Genomic DNA, 23332 nt, shown 5'->3' with positions numbered 1-23332 from the left:
TGGTATGACGTGTTCAAGACGAAATTTTTTAGCTGGTGCAGGCGCCGTGATTTTTACAACGGGCGTGAGTGCAGGCGGGTCGCTATTAGGACGTCAGTCACTGGTAGCTACCATGGAAGACGGAACTAAGCGTTATGGCATGGTACATGATGAAACATTATGTATCGGTTGTACTGCTTGTACCGATGCGTGCCGTGAAGTTAACAAGGTGCCTGAAGGGGTATCCCGTTTAGAGATTGTTCGCAGTGAGCCACAAGGGGAATACCCTAATGTGGATTACCAGTTTACCCGTATTTCCTGTCAGCACTGCGACAATGCGCCATGTGTTCATGTTTGTCCTACCGGGGCATCTTTTAAAGATCCCGCAACAGGCATTGTGGATGTCGATCCATTTAAATGTGTCGGTTGTGGTTACTGTCTGGCGGCGTGTCCTTATAAGGTCCGTTTCTTTAATCCTGAAACAAAAGCCGCTGATAAATGTGATTTTTGCCGTAAGACCAATCTTAAGGAAGGTAAGCTACCTGCCTGTGTTGAATCTTGCCCAACAAAATCGCTGACGTTTGGTGATTTGAATGATCCAAATAGCAGTGTTTCCAAGTTGTTGGGTCAAAAAACAGTTTATCGTTCGAAAGTGGAATTAGGTACGCAGCCGAAGCTGTATAAAGTGCCTCATGGAAAAGGGGAGATAAAAGGATGAGTATGACATTTGCCGATGCCTTTTATTTTGACTCATTAGTTTGGGATTGGATCATCGCTATTTATCTGTTCCTGGCCGGTATGTCTGCCGGGGCCGTGATGATTGCAATTTACCTAAAGCGTAAAGTCGTTCAGGGTCACCCGAGTGCTAATGGGATCATTAAGGCGACAGCCATTCTTGCACCTTTTGGCATCATCGCGGGTTTAACGATCTTGATTTTTCACCTGACAAAGCCATTGTCATTCTGGAAGATCATGATTTTCTATAACACCAGCTCAGTGATGTCGATGGGGGTTCTGTTATTCCAGGTGTACATGGCGGTACTGTTTGCCTGGTTAGCGATCATTTTCAAAGATGATCTGCTTAAGCTGTTGAATGGCCGATTACCCATTGCCGATAAAGTTGTTGGTCTGATCAGTAAATATGAAAATAGCATCGAGCTGTTTCTGGGCTTTTTAGCAGTGATGCTTGCAGCCTATACCGGCTTCCTGCTTTCAGCACTGAAAACCTACCCGTTACTGAATAACCCGATATTGCCAATTCTGTTCCTGTTCTCAAGCTTGTCGTCAGGCGCTGCCGCCTGTTTGTTGCTCGGCATTATTGGGTTCAAAGAATCAGCTCATAGCGCGTGTGTAAAATGGATCCACCAGTTTGAACGTCCGGTTGTGATATTTGAATTGTTTGTCCTGTTTGCCTTTTTCTCTGGTCTGTACTTTGGTGGCGGCCAGAAAGAAGCGGCGGCTATCGCAGCGATTGGCGGGGGGTTCTGGGCGACCTGGTTCTGGTATGGTGTTATTGGTGCCGGCATGTTATTGCCGCTTGGCCTGAACGCAATTAGTCCGCAAGGGGTTAAGCACAATAAAGCTTTTATTATGCTGGTGACGTCCCTGAGCCTGATTGGTGTTCTGATGTTGCGTACTTTTATTCTGTACGCAGGACAAATGACGCTCGTCTAGTGACCTGACAGGTAAGATAATAATGAAATCGGCACGGGTAACCGTGGCGATTTCGTCTGTCTTGTGCTGATAACCTTGGGGGGAATTCCGGCCTTTTATGATCGAGTTCAAGGTCGGTTCTCCAGCGTTACTGGATGATGATTGCAGTTCATGATTAAAAGGAAATTGAATGATCCCTGAAGTCGGACATTACGCATTAATACTCGGGTTTGTTTTTGCGTTAATGGGTGGGACGATTCCGCTATATGGTTTAGCTAAAAAGGACTCATACATTATCCGCTATGCATGGCCGTTAAGTTATGGCGCTTTTTTCTCTGTCACGACAGCAATTGTGTTGCTGGGGTACAGCTTCGCCGTTGATGATTTTTCTGTTGCTTATATTGCACACCACTCGAATTCTCAGTTACCGCAATTTTTCAAAGTGGCAGCTGTATGGGGCGGCCATGAAGGGTCATTTCTGTTTTGGTTATTTTCGTTAACCGGATGGGCGGCGGCAGTTGCCTATTTTTGCCGTAACAAAAATGAACAGTTTATTGGCCGGGTGCTGGTGATTCTGGCATTGCTGGCAGCAGCCTTTAGCCTGTTTACCCTGCTTGCTTCTAATCCCTTTCTGCGTTTATTTCCGATGCCTGCAGAAGGGCGTGATTTAAACCCGATGTTGCAAGATGTCGGGCTTATTTTCCACCCGCCGATGCTGTACTTGGGATATGTCGGTTTTGCTGTCAGCTTTGCGTTTGCTTTATCGGCGCTTACAACGACCAGCGATACTGTCAGTCCGGCATCCTGGGCGCGCTGGAGCCGACCATGGACACTCAGCGCTTGGGTTTTCCTTACCGGAGGTATCGCGTTAGGTTCATGGTGGGCATATTATGAATTAGGCTGGGGCGGCTGGTGGTTTTGGGATCCCGTTGAGAACGCTTCGTTAATGCCGTGGCTGACGGGTACGGCATTACTGCACTCGCTGATCATTACCGAGAAACGCAAAGCCCTCACCAGTTGGACACTGTTACTGTCGATTTTTACTTTTTCACTGAGTTTACTCGGCACTTTCATTGTCCGGTCCGGGGTCTTGACCTCAGTGCATGCGTTTGCCGTTGATCCGACACGTGGTTTAGCCTTGCTCGCTATTCTCGGTGTCATATTACTGACATCACTGAGCCTGTTTGCGCTTCGTTCCGGGCAATATATCAAACCTGTTCGATTTGGCTTTTTGTCTCGCGAGGCGGCATTTCTTGCGGGTAATAGTTTATTTGCCGTGGTGACGTTAACCATCCTGCTCGGAACGTTTTATCCGATGGTCTTTCAGGCGCTTGGCTTAGGTAATATTTCTGTCGGGGCACCGTATTTTAATAGCTTGTTTATGCCGCTGAGTTTCATGCTTTTTGCGTTTATGGGTTTAGCCCCGTTAATTCGCTGGCATCGTGCATCTTCAGACAACTTCATTACCCGTATTCTGGCGCCTATGGCGGTTTCTGTCGTATTGGGCGTTGCGCTGTCAATCATGATTGAAGATGGAATTAATCTGGTTGTATGTATCGCTTTCATTATGGCGTTATGGATCACGCTAACCTCGGTGCAGACTTTATATATGGATCAGAAGTCACGCAAAAGCTGGAAATTTGATCGGAAATGTTGCCGTCAGCTGGCAATGGTCACCGCCCATGTCGGGGTTGCTACCGCCTTGGTCGGGGCGACGCTGGTGAGTTACTACGCCGAAGAAGTGACTAACAAGATGGGGCCCGGTGATCAGCTGGCGCTGGGTGATTATCAGTTTCATTATCGCGATACCGAGTTACTGATTGGAGCAAACTACACCGCAGAACAAGCCAATATAGAGGTCGTACAAGAAGGCGCAAGCCTTGGCATGATTGAACCTCAGCGTCGCCATTACACCGTGCGTACCATGAATATGAGTGAGCCGGGCATTCGATGGTTCTGGCATGGCGATATCTATATCACCTTGGGGGAGAAGCTTAATCGCACAGATTATGCGGTCAGGATCCAATATAAACCTTTTGTTCGCTGGCTATGGCTGGGCGGGATATTAATGATGTTAGGTGGAACGCTTGCCGTATTAGTCCGAATTAACGTTAACGTTTACCAGCCTTCGGAGAAAAAAGAACAATTAATATCGACGATTGTTATTTGGAAGTAAGAAGAGAAAGGATTCAAGATAATGAAAATAATCCGCTTTCTACCACTTGTTATGGTCTTAGCTGCCGGGTATTTACTGGTGCTGGGTATGGAAAGCAAAAATGCGTCGGTTTCTTCGCCCTTGGAAGGCCAGCCAGTGCCTGAATTTGCGTTACCAAGCCTGCAGTACGGGCAAAGTACGATTACTCAAGCCAGCTTGACCGGAGACGTTCAGCTACTGAATGTGTGGGCCTCATGGTGTGGTATTTGTAAGTTGGAACATGAGTACCTGAAGCAATTGGTTAGCCAACAAGCCATTCCAATAGTCGGACTGAACTATCGAGATGACAGGCAGGCGGCATTGGATGAGTTAAAGCAATCGGGCAATCCCTATCGGCAGGTGATTTATGATCCCCAGGGGGCGTTAGCACTGGATTTAGGCGTCTATGGCACCCCTGAAACGTATTTGATTGATAAAAATGGTGTCATTCGTCACCGATATACGGGGGCATTAACCCCGACCATCTGGCAACAACAATTTGCACCAAAAATAGAGCAGTTAACGAGCATTACCCTATGAATAATCCGTACCTTAAAATAGCACCGCTTTTTCTTAAAAATCATATCAAAGCCTTATCGGCGGGAAGCGTTTTAACGTTATTGGTGCTCTTTTCTTTGCTCGGCACTGTGCAGCCCGCGTATGCTCAGGCAGATCAAACCTTTATTGCCGCAGAGACTCGGTTAGTCGAATCGGTGGAAACTTTTCAGTTTCGTTCGCCTCAAAAGCACAAACGGGCGATGGTTCTGGCAAAGAACCTGCGCTGCCCGCAATGTCAGAACCAGAATCTGATTGAATCAAACTCGCCAGTGGCAAAAGATCTGCGCCTGAAAGTCTATCAGATGGTGAATGATGGAAAATCCGATCAACAAGTTATTGATTTTATGACCAGTCGATTCGGTGATTTTGTGCTATATCAGCCAAAATTCGGGCCCAAGACTTATGTACTGTGGTTGGGGCCGATCCTGATATTGCTTGCATTTGTCTGGGGAACAGTACGATCGATTCGTCGCCATCAGGGACAAGATTAAGAGATGGTGGGATTTCAGCTTAAATAAAACATTTCAGCACTACTTTTTTACCATTCTCATATGCTGCTCATGCAACATCCAGCTTGTTTTCTATACTGGAAATTGTTCTCGGTACCAGGCTGGGACTCAGGCGCAAGCCAACGCCTATATGAGAAAGGTGAAACAATGATAAATAAAGGGATTATGTTGATTGTAATATGCTGTGCGCTGCTTGGCGGTCTAGCAAGTGCTGCGGGTGGAGGAGGTGTAATTGCCGATATAATTTAAATTGATCGCACTGTTCTATTCAACAGAATAACAGTTTTTTCCGTTTCGTTTTGACTGGTAGAGTGCAACATCTGCTCGTTTGTATATTTGATCAACACTATAGTCACTTTCTTTGAAATAACCGATTCCAATACTAATTGATAAATCTAAGCCTGATTGTTTTTCCTTGGTTCTACGTGCAACGACCCCATTTAGGCGTTTAGCTAGGGCGGAAGATGAAGCTATGGATGCATTTCGGTGGATGATCCCAAACTCATCGCCACCAAGCCGACCCATAATATCAGTATGCCTAATTTCTGATTGGCAAGTGTTTGCGATGAAACGTAAGGCTTCATCGCCAGATTGATGTCCGTGAGTATCGTTAATTCGCTTAAAGTCATCGATATCGATAAGTAAAAAACAGAAGTTTTCCTTATACCTTTGAAAGGTATAAAATGCCTCACTCAGGTGTTCGAATAGTTTCCTGCGATTGAATGTGCCAGATAAGGCATCAACCTCGGATTTATATTTTAATTCTTTTTCTAGCTCATGGCGTTCGGTTATATTTCTCGCCACCCAGACAACGGCTCTTTCTCCGTAGTGTAAAGATTTTAGTGGGTTTACACGACCTTCAAACCAAAGGCTTCCTGGTGGCCCTGATTCATTATTGATATTCTCTACATCATCACCAGCGAGGGTATACTCAAACACCATCAATTTATTTTCAGATAGAGTCTCTTGTATCCGATGGAGAAACCAAACGGCTTTGTCGTGAGGTAAAACATCGAATAAGCTCACACCTTTAAGTACAGAACCATCATGATAAAAATTTGAGTCTTGTCCGCCAAAGATATCAGCATACCGTCCTGATTCTGTGAGAATAAACACCACATCAGGCAGTGCCGCAATTACGGCTGCATACTCATCACATTCCCTTGCCGTTTTGACCATAGGCACACAGGCTCTGCAAAAAATCCGACTATTAATCTATTTATAACTTAAATTTTTAGCATTGCACATTATTTTTCAATGCCGTTCGGCCAGCCAGTTAATCGATTGTTAGAACCCTCTCACCGGATAAAGTTTTACCATGTAAGCCTTCAAGGGGCCTCCCTCGTATTTAAGATCACACGCCAAGTATCAACAAGCCTGATATGGCGGAATAATTCGCTAAAACTCGTAAAAATGCAGCTCTTTGTTGTGCAGTAAGCTCGCCAGCTTCAATTACTCTTTAATAACAGCTCAATAAATGATGGTGATAGTGTGAAAATTGCATTTTTCGGAGAGTGTATGATCGAATTGAGTGGCCAGCCTCTGCAGCGTACCTTCGGTGGTGACACTTTAAATACGGCATTGTACCTGTCGAGATTAAGCGCTTCTCGCAACCACTCGGTCAGCTATGCCACAGCTCTAGGCATTGATCATATTAGCCAGGATATGCTTTTATCATGGCAAGCTGAACATATTGATACTGCAATGGTGCGCAAAATTGCGGATAAATTACCGGGGTTGTATCTGGTCGAAACTGAGCCGAACGGTGAGCGTCACTTTCATTACTGGCGCAATGACAGCGCAGCAAAGTTTTATTTTTCTGATTCATCGTCGCCTTCACCGTTAGAGCAAGCCATTGATGCCAAGCAGTTTGAGGCCTTGTATATCAGTGGGATCAGCTTTGCAATTCTGGCCGAAGATGCGAAAACGGTATTAATCACTTTGCTTGAAAAACACAAAGCCAATGGTGGTAAGGTATTGTTTGATAATAACTTTCGGCCTCAGTTATGGACTGCAAAGCAAGCACAGTATTGGTATGCCCAAATATACCCTTTTGTTGATATTGCGCTGATCACGGAAGTTGATGACCGACGTATTTGGGGAGAGACGAAAATAGTGGAGCGCTGCCAGCAATTTGGCTGTAATGAGGTAGTGATCAAGCGTGGCAGTGAACCTTGTGAGGTTGTTACTGACTTACAAAGCGATCATCCTGAACGCCATTTTGTGGCGGCGAATAAAGTCGACCCCGTCGTTGATACCTCTGCCGCTGGCGACTCTTTTGCAGCGGGTTATCTAGCCAGCCGTTTAAATGGTGAGTCTGCAGCCTCATCGGCAGAGCTAGGCCATCATCTGGCTTCGATTGTCATTCAATATACCGGGGCGATTATCCCGCCCGAAGCAATGAAGGAGATTATGTAAAGTGGCATGAGTTCAGCGTCAAACTCCTGTTTGATTTATCGTCGCTTCATCTATCTCTTTACCGTTTTGTGCATAAAATCAGCAAACAAACACAATTACTCTATTTTGCAGTTGACTCATGCAGAGCAATCCGTAGAATGCACCCCATACCGCAACGGGGAGACTTGTTAAGCGGTTGAAACTTCTACGAAGTAATGGCGCGTTGGCAGAGTGGCTATGCAGCGGATTGCAAATCCGTGTACCTCGGTTCGACTCCGGGACGCGCCTCCATTCTCTTTGAGAATAAGATGCGACACTAGCTCAGCTGGTAGAGCGCAACCTTGCCAAGGTTGAGGTCACGAGTTCGAACCTCGTGTGTCGCTCCAAATATTGCAATGTCGAGATTGTTGTTTTTAACAAACTCGGTGTTGAAAGATGGTGTCTAACCATCGCAATCAAGAATTGCGTGCCCTGGTGGTGGAATTGGTAGACACAAGGGATTTAAAATCCCTCGGCGTTCGCGCTGTGCCGGTTCAAGTCCGGCCCGGGGCACCATCTAAAACAACAAAGGCTTACCGAAAGGTAAGCCTTTTTTGCATCTGACACTTATCTATTTCAGCGACTTCAATTATCTTGCGGTACTCGGTATATATACGCTCATCGCTGCCAATTCTATTGCCTCAAATCTGTTCATAGCCTGGACATATTCCAAAAATGACGGTGATTGATTGGAAAAGCCGCGCATTACGCCATTGCATACTATCCTTAATTCTTGAAACCCACTTAAGGAGACCATTATGGCTGATATTGAGAAAGACACCACAAACTGGCCAGATCTCGCCGGTGCCCTCTATGACAAACTCACCGAACGTCATGCAGAATTAACGTATGACTTTGATAATGTAGAAATTAGTGTTCCCAGTGGCGCTGGTGAAAAAGCACCGCATTCTACTTGGAAGTTCAATGGCACCATTAGTATTCGAGGCCGGAACCTGGACTAACTGATGCGGTTTGACGTACAGGGTGAAATGGATGTGGAGGTGAATGGCGAACCCGTTCACCTTTCTGCATGTGGCAGCAGGTTTGAACTTATTCTGCCCCAATTGAGTACCTTATCGACGCTTGCCCGGGCTTTTCCGTACTTCCCGATGGGAGCAGGCAAACTGGCCTTAATCCGTCAGGCGATCACATTTTGTGATCATATCACCATCAAGGTAGAGGATATCACGGTCATGACCATCAACCGGCGCGAAGGAGATCGTTATTTTTCTTTAACCCGTCATCAGGTCGCGTTTGAAAATAAGAAGTTGTGGTTCAAAGACAGTTACAAGCTGATCAGGCACTACTTCAGGTAACCGGATTTGCCAAAGGGCGGATAATTGCCTTATATATCCAATAAATCTCGCCCTTTGGGATCGAGCCCACTCTGAATCCGGCATTTTGGAGTCTATTGGGCATAATAAAATAAATTCAATCATTTTGGTTACCTTCACTTTTGGGCATATACCGCTTCTGATAATTAAGTCGTCTGAATTACGAAAGCGGTATACCCCTGAACGATGGTTAATTGACTGAGAAGAGTGGAAAGATGAAGTTCAACGAGTTAGATGAAAAAATGCGGATTTATGAAACGGCACATGATCATTGTGTCTTACCTGAAATTCATATCATCGCTCGACTGGATGGACGTAGTTTTACTTCTTTAACCAAGGATAAGCATAACTTCAATGCTCCCTATGATCTTAAATTCAGGGACTTGATGCTTGAAACGGTAAAGCACTTGATGCAATGCGGTTTCAAAGTACTTTATGGATATACTTACAGTGATGAGATATCACTGCTTCTTGATGTGAATGATAATACTTTTGAGAGAAAAGAGCGGAAGCTGAACTCCGTCCTGGCAGGAGAGGCAAGTGCAAAATTTAGTCTGTTATTAGGCGATATTGGGGCCTTTGATTGTCGGATTAGTCAGCTCCCGAATAGACAACTTGTTATCGATTATTTCCGTTGGAGAAATGCAGATGCCTATAGAAACGCATTAAATGCGCACTGTTATTGGACTCTCAGGAAGGAAGGAGTTTCCCCTAAAGAATCAGCGGCCGCTTTTATTAACATGCCAGCGGCTAAGAAGATTGAGTTCCTTCTTAATAGAGGAATTAATTTCGATGAGATACCAAGCTGGCAAAAAAGAGGCATGGGTATCTATTGGGAGCCTTATGAAAAAGAGGCAATCAATCCGATAACTGGTGAGGCCGTCAAGGCCAGAAGGAAGCGACTGAAGGTCGATCTAGAATTACCGATGCAAGAGCACTACAGTGATTTTATTGACAATCTAGTGCAGGATGTCAACGAATAATCATCTCTGCTTTGACCAAAGCTGTGGTTGATTGCCGATAAAACAGGCCAGATACAATGATGCCCTGGCCTTAAGTCACTCGCGAGTATGTTACTTATACTCAGCTTCTTTTACTCGAATTTTGCTTTTCGCGATGCTAGTACCGTTAAGAGCGGCAATTGCAGCGTTGGCTTCATCATCTTCAGGCATTTCAACGAAAGCAAAGCCCTTAGATTTCCCCGTTTCCTGGTCTAATACCAGGTTACATGAACCAACGGTGCCGTGAGCTTCAAAGATAGCCTTTAGTTCAGCTTCAGTTGTTGTGCGTGCAAGGTTTCGAACTAATAGTTTCATGGGTTGCCGTCTTGTTAGAAAGTGAATGAGGTGTACTTGCGACGGATTATCACAGAACAAGTGAGGTAAACCAAGCAGTGACGACCTTAGTTTGATTTACAGCCTGAAATCTGTACAGCTGGCTTGTAACACATCTGAGCCATCGCGCGATAAAAAAGAAGGTGACAGAGTGAGAGGGTTCCCGATCCCTCTCGGTATGAACTTGATTAAGCGCAGCGCTGTTTTTTGTTTGGTGTTTCTGCCGCAGGGCTATTGAGGCTGACGGCTGATGAAGAACGGATCATTACAGCCATCGCTACAATAACGGTGACCACACCATAACTGACTTGTGACCACGATTCGGCATGACCATTAGCCTGGTTGACCATCAGTACCATGACCGGGATCAGGTAGGTATAAGCAGAAACCTGTACTGGAGTGAGAGCAACACATGCTTGCTGGAATAAAAAGAAGCTCAGTGCCGTGGCGAAGACGGCCAGATAAGCAATGCCCAGCCAGACATCAGTGGAAATGGCACTCCAATCCGTTGCCAGCAATGTTGTGCTGGTACCGAGTGTCAAAACAACGGTGGCACAAATGAGCGTCCAGCATGTCATCGAAAGAAATGATTCGCCTCGATATAATGTTTTTGCGGCGATGGGGTTCAGTGCCATTGCAAAACAACCAAACAGGAAAATCTTATTCGATGACGTCAGTGATAACGAGGCCACGGCAGATAGATCTCCGCGAAAGATAATTAATCCCGCCCCCAGCATTCCGCCTATGAGCGCAAATGAAATACTAAGCGATGTACTGCGTTTAAATATAATGGCTGCCAAAATTGCGCTCATCAGCGGTACCGTGGTGTACAGCGCACTGGTATCCAACGCGCTTGTATCTCCCAGGGCAATAAACATTGCGACAAAGTAGGTTAGCGAAGGCAGGCAGATCAGGGTATAGCGCCCCAAGTCTTTTAAGGCCGGCAATCGAAATTGGCCTTTACAAACCAGCAGAGTAATAAACAATAAACTGGCTAGTAAATAACGCATCCATGTTACGACCAGCGGGTTAAGTTCCGCCGTAATGTAGCTGCCGATGGGAAAAGACAGGCTGATGAGCGCAGTGAATGCCAGTAGCTTCAAGTGCGCGGGATAGTTTGGTTTCATGTCAGTATACTTAATGGTTGAATCAGGGGGATCCAGCTCTAACCGCGTGCTCCTGAGATTCCGTATAAGTTCGTGCCTTTCTTTACGGAATAACGAAGGTGGTGACTGAACTCGTCAAAGTTCTGTGGTGAAGTGCTAGTGGCCAATAATAAAAGAAGCACTATAAAGAAATTAAGTATTAATACAATGGCTTTTCCACCAACCACAACCAATATAGTCACGCCTAAAAAACAACAGCAAACCGAATGACTTCTGTAAGCTATACCCAACTCGCCTCAAGATGCTCGTTTCTGCGAGAATTTCGCATGACTTTCAACGCTGCTCACTGGAAAGCGGTTGGGTTCCTCATCGGTTTTTGGTTGGAAAACAGACTTGTGCTCTAAAATCGTTGTCAGGGTATTTTTGAAGATAGGGCGGGCGAATTTATTGTGGTTCACGTATCATCGATGGCAGGGTGGAACAGCCAGCTTTGCTCGGTTGTTCCACATTATGTCAGCAATTTTAGGTTTTAAATGCAGTTATATAAACAAGATGCGGTTGAATGGTTGTCGACACTCCCGGATGGGAGTGTCGATTTATTCATCACCGATCCCCCCTACGAATCACTGGAAAAACATAGGGCTATCGGTACGACGACACGCCTGAAAGAGAGCAAGGGATCGAGTAACCAGTGGTTTACAATCTTTCCGAACGAAAGATTTGAAGAGTTTCTGGCACAGGTGTACAGGGTTCTAAAAAAGAATAGCCATTTCTATTTATTCTGTGATCAGGAAACCATGTTTTATATAAAGCCTATTGCAGAGCAAGCAGGCTTTAAGTTCTGGAAGCCCATTGTCTGGGACAAAGTCGCCATTGGGATGGGCTATCACTATAGAGCAAGGTATGAGTTCATTCTCTTCTTTGAAAAAGGGAAAAGAAAACTCAACAATCTCGGTATTCCCGATGTGTTAGAGCACAAACGAGTCTATCGGGGATATCCGACGGAGAAGCCGGTCGCTTTGATTGAGACGCTGATACAACAAAGCAGCTCAGTGGGTGATGTGGTGGTTGATCCGTTTTTTGGTTCGGGAGCGACATTGATTGCGTCAAGTAATTTAGAACGGATAGCCTGGGGCAGTGATGTTTCAGACGATGCTCACGAGTACCTCAGACAGCGTCTTATAAAAACAGCATAAAGACACTGTACTAATACACTGCACTTCACATTTTAGTTTAAAGCGAAAACGCGGAGTCGGCATTACGTGCATTGCAAGAGTTTAAATCAATCGGCCCACCCATTCATCTGACCCCTGTATTTTGCAGTGGTTTGGATTGTGGTTGAAAAACATACACTGCTCTCAAATTTCCATAAAAATCATATGGGAATACCTCCGTCATCTACACTTGATCTTGTAATTGTTAAGTTACATTTAGAAATAAAATGTAATAAAAATGAGTGGTGTGAGTGAGGTTCGTTATGGACAATGGATTATTGGCTGTACGATGCTTATGTTTTGCCTTTGCGGCGATGATTTGCACGGTACTATTATCGTGGCCGACGACGGTTAGTGCTGAACCCAAAGCATTGATTATGAAACCCTTTAAACAATTAAGTGATGAAAGTAAGGAGTGTGCTGCGTGTCATAAAGAAAAAAACCCTTCCATTTACGCCCAGTGGGGGCGTTCTAAGCACTATGGTGCCAATGTTGGTTGCTATGAGTGTCATAAAGCAGATCCCGGAGATAAAGATCTGATCACGCATGAAGGTGTTGATATCTCAGTGATTGTTTCACCCAAAGATTGTAGTCAATGCCACAATCAGGAAGTCGATGAGTTCTCGAAGAGCCATCATGCTAAAGCTGGGCAAATCATTGGTTCTCTGGATAATTTCCTTGCCGAAGTGGTAGAAGGTGCTTTAACCATGAATGGTCAGTCACCCGTCGCAGTGAATGGTTGTTGGCAGTGCCATGGTTCAGAAGTTAAAGTGCTGGAAAATGGTGATTTGGATCCGACTACCTGGCCAAATACCGGAATTGGACGTTTAAATCCAGATGGCTCGGTAGGGGCTTGTACTGCATGTCACCAGCGACATGAGTTCGACATGGTGCAGGCTCGTCGCCCGGAAGCATGTGGTAAATGTCACCTTGGTCCTGATCATCCGCAAAAAGAAATCTATGAAGAATCGAAGCACGGTATTAGCTTCTTTGCGCATGTAGATCGGATGAATTTGGATTCGTCTAAATGGGTGGTCGGTGAAGATTATGATGCTGCGCCAACGTGTGCAACGTGTCATATGTCAGCTACCCGTGAATTACCAGTGACGCATGATGTTGGTGATCGCATTTCGTGGACATTGCGTCCGGCGATTTCTGAAAAGATCGATGCGAAAGATCTGGCATCCGGTAAAGAGACCAAGTCGTGGGAAGCGCGTCGTGCTGATATGCAAAACGTGTGTCAATCGTGTCATACCAAGTCGATGATCGACAATTTCTATATTCAGTTTGATTCGTTGGTTGAGCTTTACAATGATAAGTTTGCCCGTCCCGGCAAAACATTGATGGCGACGCTGAAGAAGGAAGGGATGCTGACTGAAACCGGCTTTGATGAAGAGATTGAGTGGACCTGGTTCTACCTCTGGCATCATGAAGGTCGTCGGGCTCGTCACGGTGCGGCCATGCAGGCGCCTGACTATGTGCAGTGGCATGGTATGTACGAAGTCGCTGAACGCTTCTATATCGAGATGGTTCCTCAGTATATTGAAACGGTTGAGAAGGCTGAGCATAACGGTAATGCTGAAGGGGCGAAACGTGCTCGCCAGGTGTTGCAGGATATTCTCGACAAACCTGAACATGCCTGGTTCAGCGGTAAAGAACCGGAGTCAGTAAAAAAGGCACGGAAAGAAGCCCAAGCAGCCTTTAAAGCCCGCTATTTAGGTGAAAGCAAGTAATTATCCGGGGAGGTCAGCGTAAGCTGACCTGACTCCTAAGTGAGGAACGATGGGAGATGAATTAACTCGGACGCAACGCTTGTGGCGATGGCTGAAAAAACCGCTGCTGCTGGGTATACCAATTGGTATCTTCCTAGCGTTGTTGGCAGTGGGAGCCTTTCAGGGGGTGATGGTTGCGTCCAATCAAAATACATTCTGTTTTAGCTGCCACCTCAGCATGGATACCATCGTACAGGAATACAAGGCATCCCCGCATTATCGAAGTGATGATGAAGTACTGGCGACCTGTGCAGACTGTCATGTACCCCATGGTTTTATCGATAAGATGAAGGTGAAAATTGCTGCGACAGCAGATATCTATCATATGATGGTGGGTACGATTAATAAGGAGAACTTCGAGCAGCATCGACCCAGACTGGCGAAAATGGTGTGGGAAGATATGTTAGCTAATGACTCTGAAGCTTGCCGGTTTTGTCATGTTGATGATAATTTCGATTTGAGCAAGCAGCCCCAGCGAGCAAGGCTGAATCATGAACTGATGGAAAGCCGTGGTGAAACCTGTATCAATTGTCATACAGGGATTGCCCATAAGCGGATTACTTTGGAGTAAAGGGATCTGTTGGCAAAAAGGGCTGCGCCAAGAGCGCAGCCCTTTTATTGTAAGTCTTAAGTATCTCCCAATTGGCATCATTTAAAACAAGTCTACTTGCAAGCACTTAAGTGAGTTGATGGTTCAAGCCAGACACCTTCTCTTTTAGCCACTATTTGAAGAGGCGTTAAGCGGTAAGTTATCGTGATTTACACATTCAACCTGACGGGGTCAACATTGTCGTGGTGGCTGTAAGTGGTTTGGCTGGCGGACACTGTGTTTTTTTTCGCACCAGCGTCGCTTTCAGATCGAGGATTTTTCGTTTATAAGTCGCTCTGACTAACTGAAAGTCAACACTGGGTGCAAACCAGAGCACCACTTTGCGATCGCTTTTCTTTATTTGCTCGACACGAATAGTGTTAATGTGGCCAAAATTGGTGTTAATGGTTTCTTGTCCTTTCACCGCAAAGTAATAGTGATTCACTTCATCAGCCTCTTGTAGCATGAAATCAAAGGCTTTATCCCCATTGATTAAGTGGAACCGCATTTGACTAGCGACAGCATCGCCATCGAGTAGTGGCATATTATTATCAAAAAAGGTCAGGGTTTTACCGTCATTCGAGACGGAAGAACGACGACCGTTGTCACTGAATTTAGCGGAAATGTTTCCTGCCATAATCCCCGAGATCGTCCGGTCAAACGACTGAGTCAGAAACATGTTTGTTTCTGGTGACCATTCTACTTTTGATTGTTGTTTCAATGTGGATTTTGTCACCAGAACATCGACTTTGCTGTAGGTAGAGATGTCGACGTTGCCTTCATTCCAGTTCAGCTTTCGTTCGAGTATGCCAATTTTATGGTTATGAAAATAGACATCATAAGTCAGTGTCTTATTGCACTGGTGGTATTGGGCAGGCAAAGCGGCATACAGCAATGATGAAAAGCTGCTGAGAAAGACAAATATAGACAAAATTATACTTTTCACCGTACCTCCGGGGAATGATGGTTTATAGGGGATAAGTAAACGGTAGCAGTGTGTGTGGGTTAGTGCAAAAGGCAATGAAATCTGCCGTTAATAACACCAACACTAACACAAATATTATTTTTTCAGCAGACAATAGCGTGGGAGGCATGTCGATGAATATTTACTGTGCTGCATATTGAAACCTCACTATGAATAAAGACAATTGTCATATAGTCGAGAGTAGATAAAAAAACTAAAATAATATGCTTTTATCATTATAAAATATATAAATCAGTGTGATACGAATTTTATTTATTCGTTCGGAATTTGACTTTTTGTTTATTTACGAAGTAAGGCTTTGTTTCTTCTAGACTTCGTGAAAATCTGCTTTACCTCATTCAGATGCCATTTTAGTGTCGGTGATTTGACGATTTAAACACTAACTCCTATTTTTATTTAGGTTTAACTGAGAGAGGAGCTGGCAATGAAGAAAATGAACTCGGCATATCGATTAAGAATCATCAAAGAAGTAGCAACAAGAAGACGTCTGACAGAACACGATGATCCGATGGCTAATCATATCTCTCAGCTACTCGACTCTCATTCCGGAGGGGGCTCCCATCCTGAACCTCTTAATTTTAGTGGCAACCATTATGATGAGCGCATCGGTGGCTGGATAAGTAACTTCTGGGATATGAAATAACCAGAGGCGAGTGGCGAGGCTCTAGAGCATAGCCTAGGGGTTCGCCTCTCGAACGCTCTTTGTTTTTTCACCGAACGCTGGAACAAAACCGACGACTAAGGTACATTGCTCCGTCAATGTTTTGTTAGGTCGACGAATGAACTACGTAGAGTTAGAGCAGTATTCTCGCAGGTGGATTTTTACCCACGCTTCAATGCCGGTTGCAGCAGATGATTTAGAACAAATTAAACCTTTCACTCAAGCGCGTTCTTCCCAAATCTGGTGTGAACATATCAGTAGTCAAAGTCCTGATGCCGACCACTTCGAGAAAGGTGACTGGGCCCACGTTGACAAAATTTGGTCAGAATCCATTGACTGGCAGAATGCCTGGGATAGTGATGACATTGACTTGCCCCCGGAGCTACTCGAGTTTATCAATTGGGAAGACAATACCACGGTATTTTTCTGCTACGAAAAATACAATGTGATTGAGACTAAGTGGGGGGTCTTTAAGCGCAATTGGAAAAACTTTCTTTTCTTTGATGATGGTCCCATTCTGATTGGCCGCAAAAAGAAACAGGCGTTGTGGTTTAATTCCAACGGCACCTTTAAGTGTGGACATCGCGCTTAACGTTTTACAATGTATTTAATCAACAGCCCATAAACTCATCGCAACGATTCCTTGATAGTGCTGTAACGTAGCACAGGGAAAGAGATTAGGGCTGTTTTTTCAGACCTGTGTTTATCGACAGTTTTTAATTGCGCCCATAAGTTCTTCTATTTTGTTTTTGCCAATAACAAGATTTTCTTTCGATGAATGCACGGAGGCTCCTGAACTAATTAAAGGTTGGTTCAGAGGTTTACCTAACACAACAAATAATCGTGTACTTGTATTCCCGGTTTTTATTTGTACAGGCCGTGATGATGTTTCCAATATACCCATTTGACAAGGGTGAAGTTGATTACCATTGATGTAAGCAATACCAGAGCGAAGGTAAATAAACCCGGAAGTTTGGCTCTTATCCGGTTGGTAATGCCAGACACCATAAGGTGTAATAATAATATCGAGATAGGTTATTTGGATACTATAAGAAACGGGGCTTTGTGCGCCTTTATAGGATCCTACCAAGACCTTGGTGGTTGAATCAGCCTCTTCCACTAAGGGAAGTCTGCTGGTCGTGTAGTTTGCACTTGAAGCATCATCCATTTCCCCTTCATTGGCAGGAAGGGCGGTCCAGAGCTGGAAAGTTTCAGCATTGCCATTATGCGGTGTGATGATGTCTTTATGAATGATCCCGCCACCGGTAGTCATTACATGGATATCTCCTCCCTGCAATGTGGTCTGGCAGCCTGATGAGTCGATATGTTTGAGGTTGCCGGCAACAGGGTAGCTCACGGTATCGACACCGGAATGGCCGTGATAATCCAACCCTACAGGCTGTACTGCGCCCTTGGCATCGAAGTGGTCCCACAAAACGAAGGGATCTATTTCTGAGATATTGTCTCTGTTGATGAAGGCGGTCATTGACCCTGTTTTCAATCCGTAGCGGATTTTTATGATCTTTCTTGTGTTCTTCATAATCTCACCTGGGAAGGTTCAACAGTTAAATCATAGCCCTTGAGCTGGAAATAGACCAAGATTTGCCTATGTCTAAACCTCATCAAAATGCATTATTCAGCGCGTCCTCTGAAAATCTTATTTAAGCGAAATGTGTAGGAATGGCATCACAAATAGAATCACTATGCGCTCAAACGGCGGCCTTGATTAAAAGCCACTGAATTTGCACAGAACATTTCATCTGCAGTGGTTTAGGTATAAAGAGCTGTTAGAATTGAAACAGGTTCGCTCTTTTTCAAGGCTAATTTGTGTCAATAAAAGCTAGGTCTGTTTTTAGGGTATGGTTTTCCCTATTTTCTCTCTGTTTTGTGTTTCCTGTATTGGGTAATGCAAGTTTATCAAACGCCACGTCATCAGAAGTCATGTTATCAAACAATACCGTGATTCCCGGTGATATCGTGGGCGCGGTATGTGTCATCCGCCATGCCGATAAAATAGTTATGTTGTCTGAAGTTATCACCCAGAAGTTATCCCTGCCCGGAGGGTACATTGATTCTGGTGATACGCCGGAACAAGCCGCTGCTCGCGAAGCATTAGAAGAAACCGGTTTAGTTGTCTCAGTCGATAAGTTACTGCAGTACCGTGGCCGTGCTGCAATTTATAGCTGCCAGTCGGATACGCCGATACTGGTGTCTTCACAAACGGATCAAACGGGTTTTCCGGTTGTTGCCTCTTGGTTTTCAGAACATTTCGGGAAAGAGGTAAAGCGTGTCTATCTGATCAACCCGAAAGAGGTGTCAGCAAAAGAGTATCGCTATCCGAATGACATTGAACTATTGGTCAAATGGCTTGAACAAACACCGGAAAGTAATATTGAGATCTATGCTGATTTAAGTGAGCGTGTCAGTACACTCCACCGTACAGAGTTGCTCCTTATTCGACATTTTCAGCAATGGATTAAGTCCTGGCCGGATGCGGCTCAGTGGCTATTTGATGGCGCGATGTCAGTTCTGAATCTTCCAGGTGAAGCGGTATTTATTTTAATGCTGATTTCTTTGGTTGTTGGGTTCTTTGGTCCGGTTGCCATGCTGCAACTGGCTGTGATGCTGATAAGTGTCACCTTGGTTGCTTCGCTGATAAAGCATGGGATCAGCTCACCTCGGCCTTCCTACATTATCCCGGAATTACAGCAGATTAATGTCTATGGTTTCGGCTTCCCGAGCGGGCATACATTAATGGCGACGGTGGTATGGGGAATGGTTGGGCTTTTCTGCAAAAGTCGAATGTCAGCAGGCGATCAATGGCACCGTCTCAGAGTGTTCATGATCCCATTCCTCGTTTTCCTTGTTTTAGGACAAGCCGTAGCACGGGTCTGGTATGGGGCACATTTTATCAGCGATATTGTTGCCAGTTTATTGCTAGGCGCCATTATGCTGACACTTTTTGTGAAATGGAAAAATGCGACAGCCTTTTCACTCGCGCAGAGTATTAAGAATAAAGGGTTCTGGTTGCTGGTGACCATCGTCATCGGTCTGATTGCCAGCTTCACTCACAACCCGGTTCATGTTGATCTGTTTGCTATATTACTGGGGATTTTTCTCAGTGCAGAATGGCTGCCGAAACAACCATTAACTGTTTCGCTTATCCGTCGGATCATGATCAGTGTTGCTGCATGTTTGGGGGCTATCGCCATTGTTTTCTTCATTGATATAGTTGCAGAGCGCTCAACGATAAGCCTGATAGTACTTACGCTGCATTCCGTTGGATCGCTGTTAGCGACTATTTGGCTGGTGGCAGGAATGTCTTTGCTTACAAAAAAACTGGCTCAAAAAGCCGTATAGTGAGACGGCGGTTCCTGACTGGTAACACGGCCTGGAATCACCACCGCTATCCAACAACAACTTGATTCCTGCCATTGTTCTTTGCGGTATATAAGGCCTTATCGGCTCTGTGCAATACCGTCTCGAAGGAATCGCCTTTGATAAAATTGGCCACACCTATGCTGGCGGTAATAGTGCTAACATTGCTGACGCGTATCTGGCTGATGTTTTCTCTTAATCTTTGGCAAACCGCAGAGGAAAATTCAATATTGGTACCGGGTAAAACAATTAGGAACTCTTCTCCGCCCCACCGATAAACTCTGTCGTTGGGTCTGAGTGTTTCTTTTAGCGTCTTACTCACGGCACATAGCACTTCATCGCCGGTCTGATGACCAAAGTTATCGTTGATCTGCTTAAATAAATCAATGTCTAAAATTGCCACAGTTAAGGGCTGATAATCGACATTATAGCGTTGAATATGGGCTGCGACCTCGCTAGACGCTGCCCGACGATTGGGCAGGCCGGTCAGAACGTCAGTGTAGGCAAGTGATTGCAATATTTGAGATGCTGCTTTCAGTTCCTTATTGCTCTCGTCCAGCGCTTTTGTCCGCAGCTGAACGGTGGATTCCAGTTTTTGGTTGAACAGGCGAAGTTTCTGTTGAGCGGCAATGCGGCGCTGTATGTTGACTACCAATACTGAAATAATGATAAACAGGAAGATAACGAAAGCGATGGTGCTGTTTATTAAGAAGGTATGTTGCTCATACAAAGAGACGGGTTTGCCTATCACGATACTATCTGGCGGTAAACGGTTCAGCTTGATATCAAAACGTTTTAACTGGTTATAGTCAAAAATCGGCGAATAATTGGCTTTTTGCTGGATTTCGATGTTACTTAAAGGGACGCCATTTAAAATCTTCAGGGCTATTTTGGCCGCATTCTGTCCATGGGTATAGGGGTTATTCATCATGCCGCCTATAGCCCCATTGCCGATCATGAGTGCTCCCCACATACCATAGACTGGCACCTTACTACGATGTGTTAAAATGGGCAGGTAATGTTCATACGAAAAATAGTTCCCTAACCTGTCTTTGTGAATAGCAAGCATGAGAAAAACGGTATCAGAACGCATATTCTCGGCTTTTTGGTAGAGTTCATCTATTGAGAACTGATCCCAGATTTCCAGGGCGATTTGTTTTTTTAGCGGATCATCTTGCCATTGCGACTTGATCTGTTGGGCTCGATCCACCATGCGTAACCCCAAACCTGTGGTATCGCCCAGCATGACGATCCGTCGGGTAGCAGGCTGAAGTTGTAATATAAGATCAAGATTACCCTCGATCTCCATTCCTTCTTCAATACCAGTGATATTGTTTCTACCTTTTAATGTTTCAGGTGCCAAAATATTAACACCGCAAAACACGATAGGTTTACCTGGAAACAGCTTTTCTCCGTATTCAATCATGAAATTGTAAGCGTGATCGTCGCTTGTCATGATAATGTCGGGTTCGTATTGTTGGTATTTGTATAGCAGGAGGTTAACCAATTTGGTGGTGTACGTGAGGTCGTCGATAAACCGCCTTTCATCCATATATTCGATGTAAAGATTTTCAACTGGGATGGAAGTCGTCAGCACATCCTGAATGCCTCGCGTAAGTTCAGCAGTCCATGGGTACTGGGAGTGATAAGAATTTATAAGCAGGACTTTAGGTTCATCTTTCGCCATCGTCAGAAATGGCGCAAGCCACAATAGAAAGAACAATAAATTTTTTGCCATATTGCCTTTCCTTTTATCTAAACAGCGATATATTAACTAATAATAAGTCAGGGAACGTAGACAAACAAGAACTGTATTGATCATCCAATAGAATGAAAATCGCCATCTTACTTATTATGTTGGAAAAATATTTTCATCTACAAAATAAGGAAATGTTATCCTTTTCAATGAAAGGTTCTGGATCTTTGTAATAATCACGATATCTGTCGTACTCAATAAATTAATTCAACGATCTAATCTTATTAATAATAAGGAATCATGTTTGTATTTAAATTTAGATACTGTCGTCTATAAAAACCTACACCCAGGGTGTTGAGTAAACCAATTATACACTTGTATGCATAATTGGTTTTATCGAAGCTTGCAATAGTGAGAAGGTAGTGGCTAGTTTTCGGGCAGATTTGAAAGGAATTAAGGATGAGTACTATCAGTTCGAGTAACTGTTACTGGAAAAACGATTATTTTCAGTTATGATTGGTGTCTTTTTGACTTAGGAAGCAACTAATCACTTCCTGATTTTGATAGTAAATACAATAGATTGAGTAAAGGAATGCAACAAGCTTTTATTAGGCAAGCTGTATATAACAGTAGAAAAATGGTAGTGGCTTATCAGGTCAGTTTTATTAATGAAACAGCACCTTCTAACTACTGCATTCCTGTGAATATATTTAATAACAATTGTGACCCTACAAAATTACAGCAATTACTGAGTAAGATTGGGATAGGTAACTTATCTGAGTCTAGACCCGTTATCGTCATGTTTGATCGGAAAACATTGGCTCATTTAGTGGGGTTTTATTTACCAGTAAAGTCTTTAGTGATCGAAATTTCACCGAATGAACAATTGGATACTGAATTACTTCACCTTATCGTTAAGTGCAAGAATAAAGGTTTTACGATAATAATGGGAGCGGCTGTTCTACTTAGTGAACATAGTGATTTCTTAAATTTGGTCAACTCCGTTAAAGTCGATATTGATAATAATAAAAGCAATAAATTAGATGGCGTGCTTAGTAAGCCATTGCCGGAAAATAAACGGTATATTTTTGATAATGTTCCTTCTTGTGAGGCATATACGGCTCTAAATAAACTATATAAAGCACCTTTTTTCAAAGGAAATATATTTTCAGTACCTGATATGCCGAGAGAAGAGAAAGATAAATTCAGTGACAGTATATTAGTAAAGGCCGCAAGTCATGTAATGAAAGACGGGTTTTGTTATAAGAAGCTTACTCATGTTCTTGAAAAAGATACAAAATTAGCGCGTCAATTGATAATGTCCTTAAACTCTATTTTATATGGCAGAGAAAGTAAGATTAACTCCATAAAGCAAGCAATTTGTTTTATGGGAGAAAATAACATGCGCAAGTTTGTTGCATTGATGGCAACGAAAAGTTTTGTTGTAAAGGCGGATATAGAAGAGTTGTATCTTCAGGCAACAATAAGAGGCCGATTCTGTGAATTACTTGCCATTAATAAGGAAAAAAACAACGCATTTGTTGATAAGGTTTTTATCGTTGGTTTGTTTTCTAAACTTCCTGATATTCTTGGCATTGATATGGCAGAAGCCGTTGAACTACTTCGAATTAATAATATAGTAAAAGAAACTTTGTTGGGAAAACAGACACTATTAAAACCATACTATGATATTGCCTTAAGTTATGAAAAGATGGAATCGGAAAAATTGGTTTCTTTAGCAAAAAAAATTGGTGTCAGTGTTACACACGTTTCTGGCCTATATCAAAGAACACTGGTTGATGTAAAAAATGACAAGTATTTTTAATTGGTTTTTTATAGTGGGCAGCATTATTTTTTAGGCTCTGTCATATATTTTCTTTGACTGTGAAGTACTGTCGGTTAAAATTGTAGCCATATTAGTAACATATCTGCTA

General features: G+C 43.9%; 22 protein-coding genes and 3 tRNA genes. 19 read left to right on the top strand and 6 right to left on the bottom strand.

Going from position 1 to position 23332, the window contains the following annotated elements:
* Window positions 1-4: 4 nt before the first annotated feature.
* The 5 genes from nrfC to nrfF all read left to right on the top strand — a co-directional run bounded on the left by nrfC (window position 5) and on the right by nrfF (window position 4875).
* The gene (gene nrfC, locus R3289_RS01455; RefSeq protein ID WP_318923575.1) at window positions 5-697 is read left to right on the top strand and encodes a cytochrome c nitrite reductase Fe-S protein; all 693 of its coding nucleotides are present in this window, start codon (window positions 5-7) and stop codon (window positions 695-697) included.
* The gene (gene nrfD / locus R3289_RS01450; protein WP_318923574.1) at window positions 694-1653 is read left to right on the top strand and encodes a cytochrome c nitrite reductase subunit NrfD; all 960 of its coding nucleotides are present in this window, start codon (window positions 694-696) and stop codon (window positions 1651-1653) included. Before nrfC ends, nrfD begins: the two co-directional genes overlap by 4 nt.
* A 169-nt stretch (window positions 1654-1822) precedes the next feature.
* Complete coding sequence (nrfE, locus tag R3289_RS01445) at window positions 1823-3808, top strand: heme lyase NrfEFG subunit NrfE (RefSeq protein WP_318923573.1); 1986 nt, start codon at window positions 1823-1825, stop codon at window positions 3806-3808.
* Window positions 3809-3829: 21 nt separating this feature from the next.
* Complete coding sequence (locus R3289_RS01440) at window positions 3830-4366, top strand: DsbE family thiol:disulfide interchange protein (RefSeq protein ID WP_318923572.1); 537 nt, start codon at window positions 3830-3832, stop codon at window positions 4364-4366.
* Complete coding sequence (gene nrfF / locus R3289_RS01435; protein ID WP_318923571.1) at window positions 4363-4875, top strand: heme lyase NrfEFG subunit NrfF; 513 nt, start codon at window positions 4363-4365, stop codon at window positions 4873-4875. Before R3289_RS01440 ends, nrfF begins: the two co-directional genes overlap by 4 nt.
* A 282-nt stretch (window positions 4876-5157) precedes the next feature.
* Here the strand turns inward: nrfF and R3289_RS01430 are convergent, their stop codons facing one another.
* Entirely contained in the window at window positions 5158-6072 is a 915-nt protein-coding gene (locus R3289_RS01430; RefSeq protein ID WP_318923928.1) for a diguanylate cyclase, read from the bottom strand.
* 294 nt (window positions 6073-6366) lie between these two features.
* Here R3289_RS01430 and R3289_RS01425 point away from each other — a divergent pair, with 294 nt between their 5' ends.
* The 7 genes from R3289_RS01425 (at window position 6367) to R3289_RS01395 (ending at window position 9646) form a co-directional block, all read left to right on the top strand.
* Window positions 6367-7311, top strand: coding sequence for a sugar kinase (locus tag R3289_RS01425; protein WP_413466655.1), 945 nt, complete (start codon window positions 6367-6369; stop codon window positions 7309-7311).
* 196 nt (window positions 7312-7507) lie between these two features.
* Window positions 7508-7581, top strand: a tRNA-Cys gene (locus R3289_RS01420).
* 19 nt (window positions 7582-7600) lie between these two features.
* Window positions 7601-7676: transfer RNA gene (locus R3289_RS01415), tRNA-Gly, on the top strand.
* A gap of 82 nt (window positions 7677-7758) precedes the next feature.
* Window positions 7759-7845, top strand: a tRNA-Leu gene (locus tag R3289_RS01410).
* Between the two features lie 242 nt (window positions 7846-8087).
* Window positions 8088-8291 carry a hypothetical protein gene (locus R3289_RS01405; protein ID WP_107282882.1) on the top strand — a complete coding sequence of 68 codons (204 nt, stop codon included), beginning with the start codon at window positions 8088-8090 and terminating at the stop codon, window positions 8289-8291.
* 3 nt (window positions 8292-8294) lie between these two features.
* Window positions 8295-8645: a hypothetical protein gene (locus tag R3289_RS01400; protein WP_318923569.1), complete on the top strand. Its 351-nt coding sequence runs from the start codon at window positions 8295-8297 to the stop codon at window positions 8643-8645.
* A 233-nt stretch (window positions 8646-8878) separates the two neighbouring features.
* Window positions 8879-9646 (top strand): tRNA(His) guanylyltransferase Thg1 family protein, encoded by a 768-nt coding sequence (locus R3289_RS01395; RefSeq protein WP_318923568.1) that lies wholly within the window; start codon window positions 8879-8881, stop codon window positions 9644-9646.
* A gap of 90 nt (window positions 9647-9736) precedes the next feature.
* Here R3289_RS01395 and R3289_RS01390 read toward each other — a convergent pair whose 3' ends face one another.
* Together R3289_RS01390 and R3289_RS01385 are read right to left on the bottom strand one after the other, a co-directional pair.
* Entirely contained in the window at window positions 9737-9979 is a 243-nt protein-coding gene (locus R3289_RS01390) for an RNA-binding protein (protein WP_318923567.1), read from the bottom strand.
* 206 nt (window positions 9980-10185) lie between these two features.
* On the bottom strand, window positions 10186-11124 hold the full coding sequence (locus tag R3289_RS01385) for a DMT family transporter (RefSeq protein ID WP_318923566.1): 939 nt from the start codon (window positions 11122-11124) through the stop codon (window positions 10186-10188).
* A 512-nt stretch (window positions 11125-11636) separates the two neighbouring features.
* On the opposite strand from R3289_RS01385, the gene R3289_RS01380 reads away from it, so the two are divergent.
* From R3289_RS01380 to R3289_RS01370, 3 genes are all read left to right on the top strand, one after another.
* Window positions 11637-12299: a site-specific DNA-methyltransferase gene (locus tag R3289_RS01380; protein WP_318923565.1), complete on the top strand. Its 663-nt coding sequence runs from the start codon at window positions 11637-11639 to the stop codon at window positions 12297-12299.
* Between the two features lie 281 nt (window positions 12300-12580).
* Window positions 12581-14050 (top strand): multiheme c-type cytochrome, encoded by a 1470-nt coding sequence (locus R3289_RS01375; protein ID WP_318923564.1) that lies wholly within the window; start codon window positions 12581-12583, stop codon window positions 14048-14050.
* 49 nt (window positions 14051-14099) lie between these two features.
* Window positions 14100-14660, top strand: a complete 561-nt coding sequence (locus R3289_RS01370) for a NapC/NirT family cytochrome c (protein WP_318923563.1) — start codon at window positions 14100-14102, stop codon at window positions 14658-14660.
* Window positions 14661-14856: 196 nt separating this feature from the next.
* Here R3289_RS01370 and R3289_RS01365 read toward each other — a convergent pair whose 3' ends face one another.
* On the bottom strand, window positions 14857-15624 hold the full coding sequence (locus R3289_RS01365; protein WP_318923562.1) for a DUF3108 domain-containing protein: 768 nt from the start codon (window positions 15622-15624) through the stop codon (window positions 14857-14859).
* A 463-nt stretch (window positions 15625-16087) separates the two neighbouring features.
* Between R3289_RS01365 and R3289_RS01360 the strand changes: the two genes are divergently transcribed.
* Entirely contained in the window at window positions 16088-16306 is a 219-nt protein-coding gene (locus R3289_RS01360) for a hypothetical protein (protein WP_318923561.1), read from the top strand.
* Window positions 16307-16442: 136 nt separating this feature from the next.
* Window positions 16443-16916: a DUF2947 domain-containing protein gene (locus R3289_RS01355; protein WP_318923560.1), complete on the top strand. Its 474-nt coding sequence runs from the start codon at window positions 16443-16445 to the stop codon at window positions 16914-16916.
* Between the two features lie 111 nt (window positions 16917-17027).
* Here the strand turns inward: R3289_RS01355 and R3289_RS01350 are convergent, their stop codons facing one another.
* Window positions 17028-17864, bottom strand: a complete 837-nt coding sequence (locus R3289_RS01350) for a pirin family protein (RefSeq protein ID WP_318923559.1) — start codon at window positions 17862-17864, stop codon at window positions 17028-17030.
* 401 nt (window positions 17865-18265) lie between these two features.
* Here R3289_RS01350 and R3289_RS01345 point away from each other — a divergent pair, with 401 nt between their 5' ends.
* A complete protein-coding gene (locus tag R3289_RS01345) occupies window positions 18266-19684 on the top strand; it encodes a bifunctional NUDIX hydrolase/phosphatase PAP2 family protein (protein WP_318923558.1) in 1419 nt (472 codons plus the stop codon).
* A gap of 46 nt (window positions 19685-19730) precedes the next feature.
* Here the strand turns inward: R3289_RS01345 and R3289_RS01340 are convergent, their stop codons facing one another.
* On the bottom strand, window positions 19731-21440 hold the full coding sequence (locus tag R3289_RS01340; protein WP_318923556.1) for an ABC transporter substrate binding protein: 1710 nt from the start codon (window positions 21438-21440) through the stop codon (window positions 19731-19733).
* Window positions 21441-21990: 550 nt separating this feature from the next.
* Between R3289_RS01340 and R3289_RS01335 the strand changes: the two genes are divergently transcribed.
* The gene (locus tag R3289_RS01335) at window positions 21991-23223 is read left to right on the top strand and encodes an EAL and HDOD domain-containing protein (protein WP_318923554.1); all 1233 of its coding nucleotides are present in this window, start codon (window positions 21991-21993) and stop codon (window positions 23221-23223) included.
* The last annotated feature ends 109 nt before the right edge of the window (window positions 23224-23332 follow it).

The organism is Photobacterium sp. (genome assembly GCF_033720175.1).
Taxonomy (GTDB): Bacteria; Pseudomonadota; Gammaproteobacteria; order Enterobacterales; family Vibrionaceae; genus Photobacterium.
Note: the sequence above shows the minus strand (reverse complement) of the source record. Positions and strands in the feature narration are given on the sequence as shown.

Bases quoted from the DNA above. Each gene is read 5' to 3' on its own strand.
- nrfC (WP_318923575.1), top strand. From the start codon at position 5: ATGACGTGTTCAAGACGAAATTTTTTAGCTGGTGCAGGCGCCGTGATT.
- nrfD (WP_318923574.1), top strand. From the start codon at position 694: ATGAGTATGACATTTGCCGATGCCTTTTATTTTGACTCATTAGTTTGG.
- nrfE (WP_318923573.1), top strand. From the start codon at position 1,823: ATGATCCCTGAAGTCGGACATTACGCATTAATACTCGGGTTTGTTTTT.
- R3289_RS01440 (WP_318923572.1), top strand. From the start codon at position 3,830: ATGAAAATAATCCGCTTTCTACCACTTGTTATGGTCTTAGCTGCCGGG.
- nrfF (WP_318923571.1), top strand. From the start codon at position 4,363: ATGAATAATCCGTACCTTAAAATAGCACCGCTTTTTCTTAAAAATCAT.
- R3289_RS01430 (WP_318923928.1), bottom strand. From the start codon at position 6,072: ATGGTCAAAACGGCAAGGGAATGTGATGAGTATGCAGCCGTAATTGCG.
- R3289_RS01405 (WP_107282882.1), top strand. From the start codon at position 8,088: ATGGCTGATATTGAGAAAGACACCACAAACTGGCCAGATCTCGCCGGT.
- R3289_RS01400 (WP_318923569.1), top strand. From the start codon at position 8,295: ATGCGGTTTGACGTACAGGGTGAAATGGATGTGGAGGTGAATGGCGAA.
- R3289_RS01395 (WP_318923568.1), top strand. From the start codon at position 8,879: ATGAAGTTCAACGAGTTAGATGAAAAAATGCGGATTTATGAAACGGCA.
- R3289_RS01390 (WP_318923567.1), bottom strand. From the start codon at position 9,979: ATGAAACTATTAGTTCGAAACCTTGCACGCACAACAACTGAAGCTGAA.
- R3289_RS01385 (WP_318923566.1), bottom strand. From the start codon at position 11,124: ATGAAACCAAACTATCCCGCGCACTTGAAGCTACTGGCATTCACTGCG.
- R3289_RS01380 (WP_318923565.1), top strand. From the start codon at position 11,637: ATGCAGTTATATAAACAAGATGCGGTTGAATGGTTGTCGACACTCCCG.
- R3289_RS01375 (WP_318923564.1), top strand. From the start codon at position 12,581: ATGGACAATGGATTATTGGCTGTACGATGCTTATGTTTTGCCTTTGCG.
- R3289_RS01370 (WP_318923563.1), top strand. From the start codon at position 14,100: ATGGGAGATGAATTAACTCGGACGCAACGCTTGTGGCGATGGCTGAAA.
- R3289_RS01360 (WP_318923561.1), top strand. From the start codon at position 16,088: ATGAAGAAAATGAACTCGGCATATCGATTAAGAATCATCAAAGAAGTA.
- R3289_RS01355 (WP_318923560.1), top strand. From the start codon at position 16,443: ATGAACTACGTAGAGTTAGAGCAGTATTCTCGCAGGTGGATTTTTACC.
- R3289_RS01350 (WP_318923559.1), bottom strand. From the start codon at position 17,864: ATGAAGAACACAAGAAAGATCATAAAAATCCGCTACGGATTGAAAACA.
- R3289_RS01345 (WP_318923558.1), top strand. From the start codon at position 18,266: ATGTTATCAAACAATACCGTGATTCCCGGTGATATCGTGGGCGCGGTA.
- R3289_RS01340 (WP_318923556.1), bottom strand. From the start codon at position 21,440: ATGGCAAAAAATTTATTGTTCTTTCTATTGTGGCTTGCGCCATTTCTG.
- R3289_RS01335 (WP_318923554.1), top strand. From the start codon at position 21,991: ATGCAACAAGCTTTTATTAGGCAAGCTGTATATAACAGTAGAAAAATG.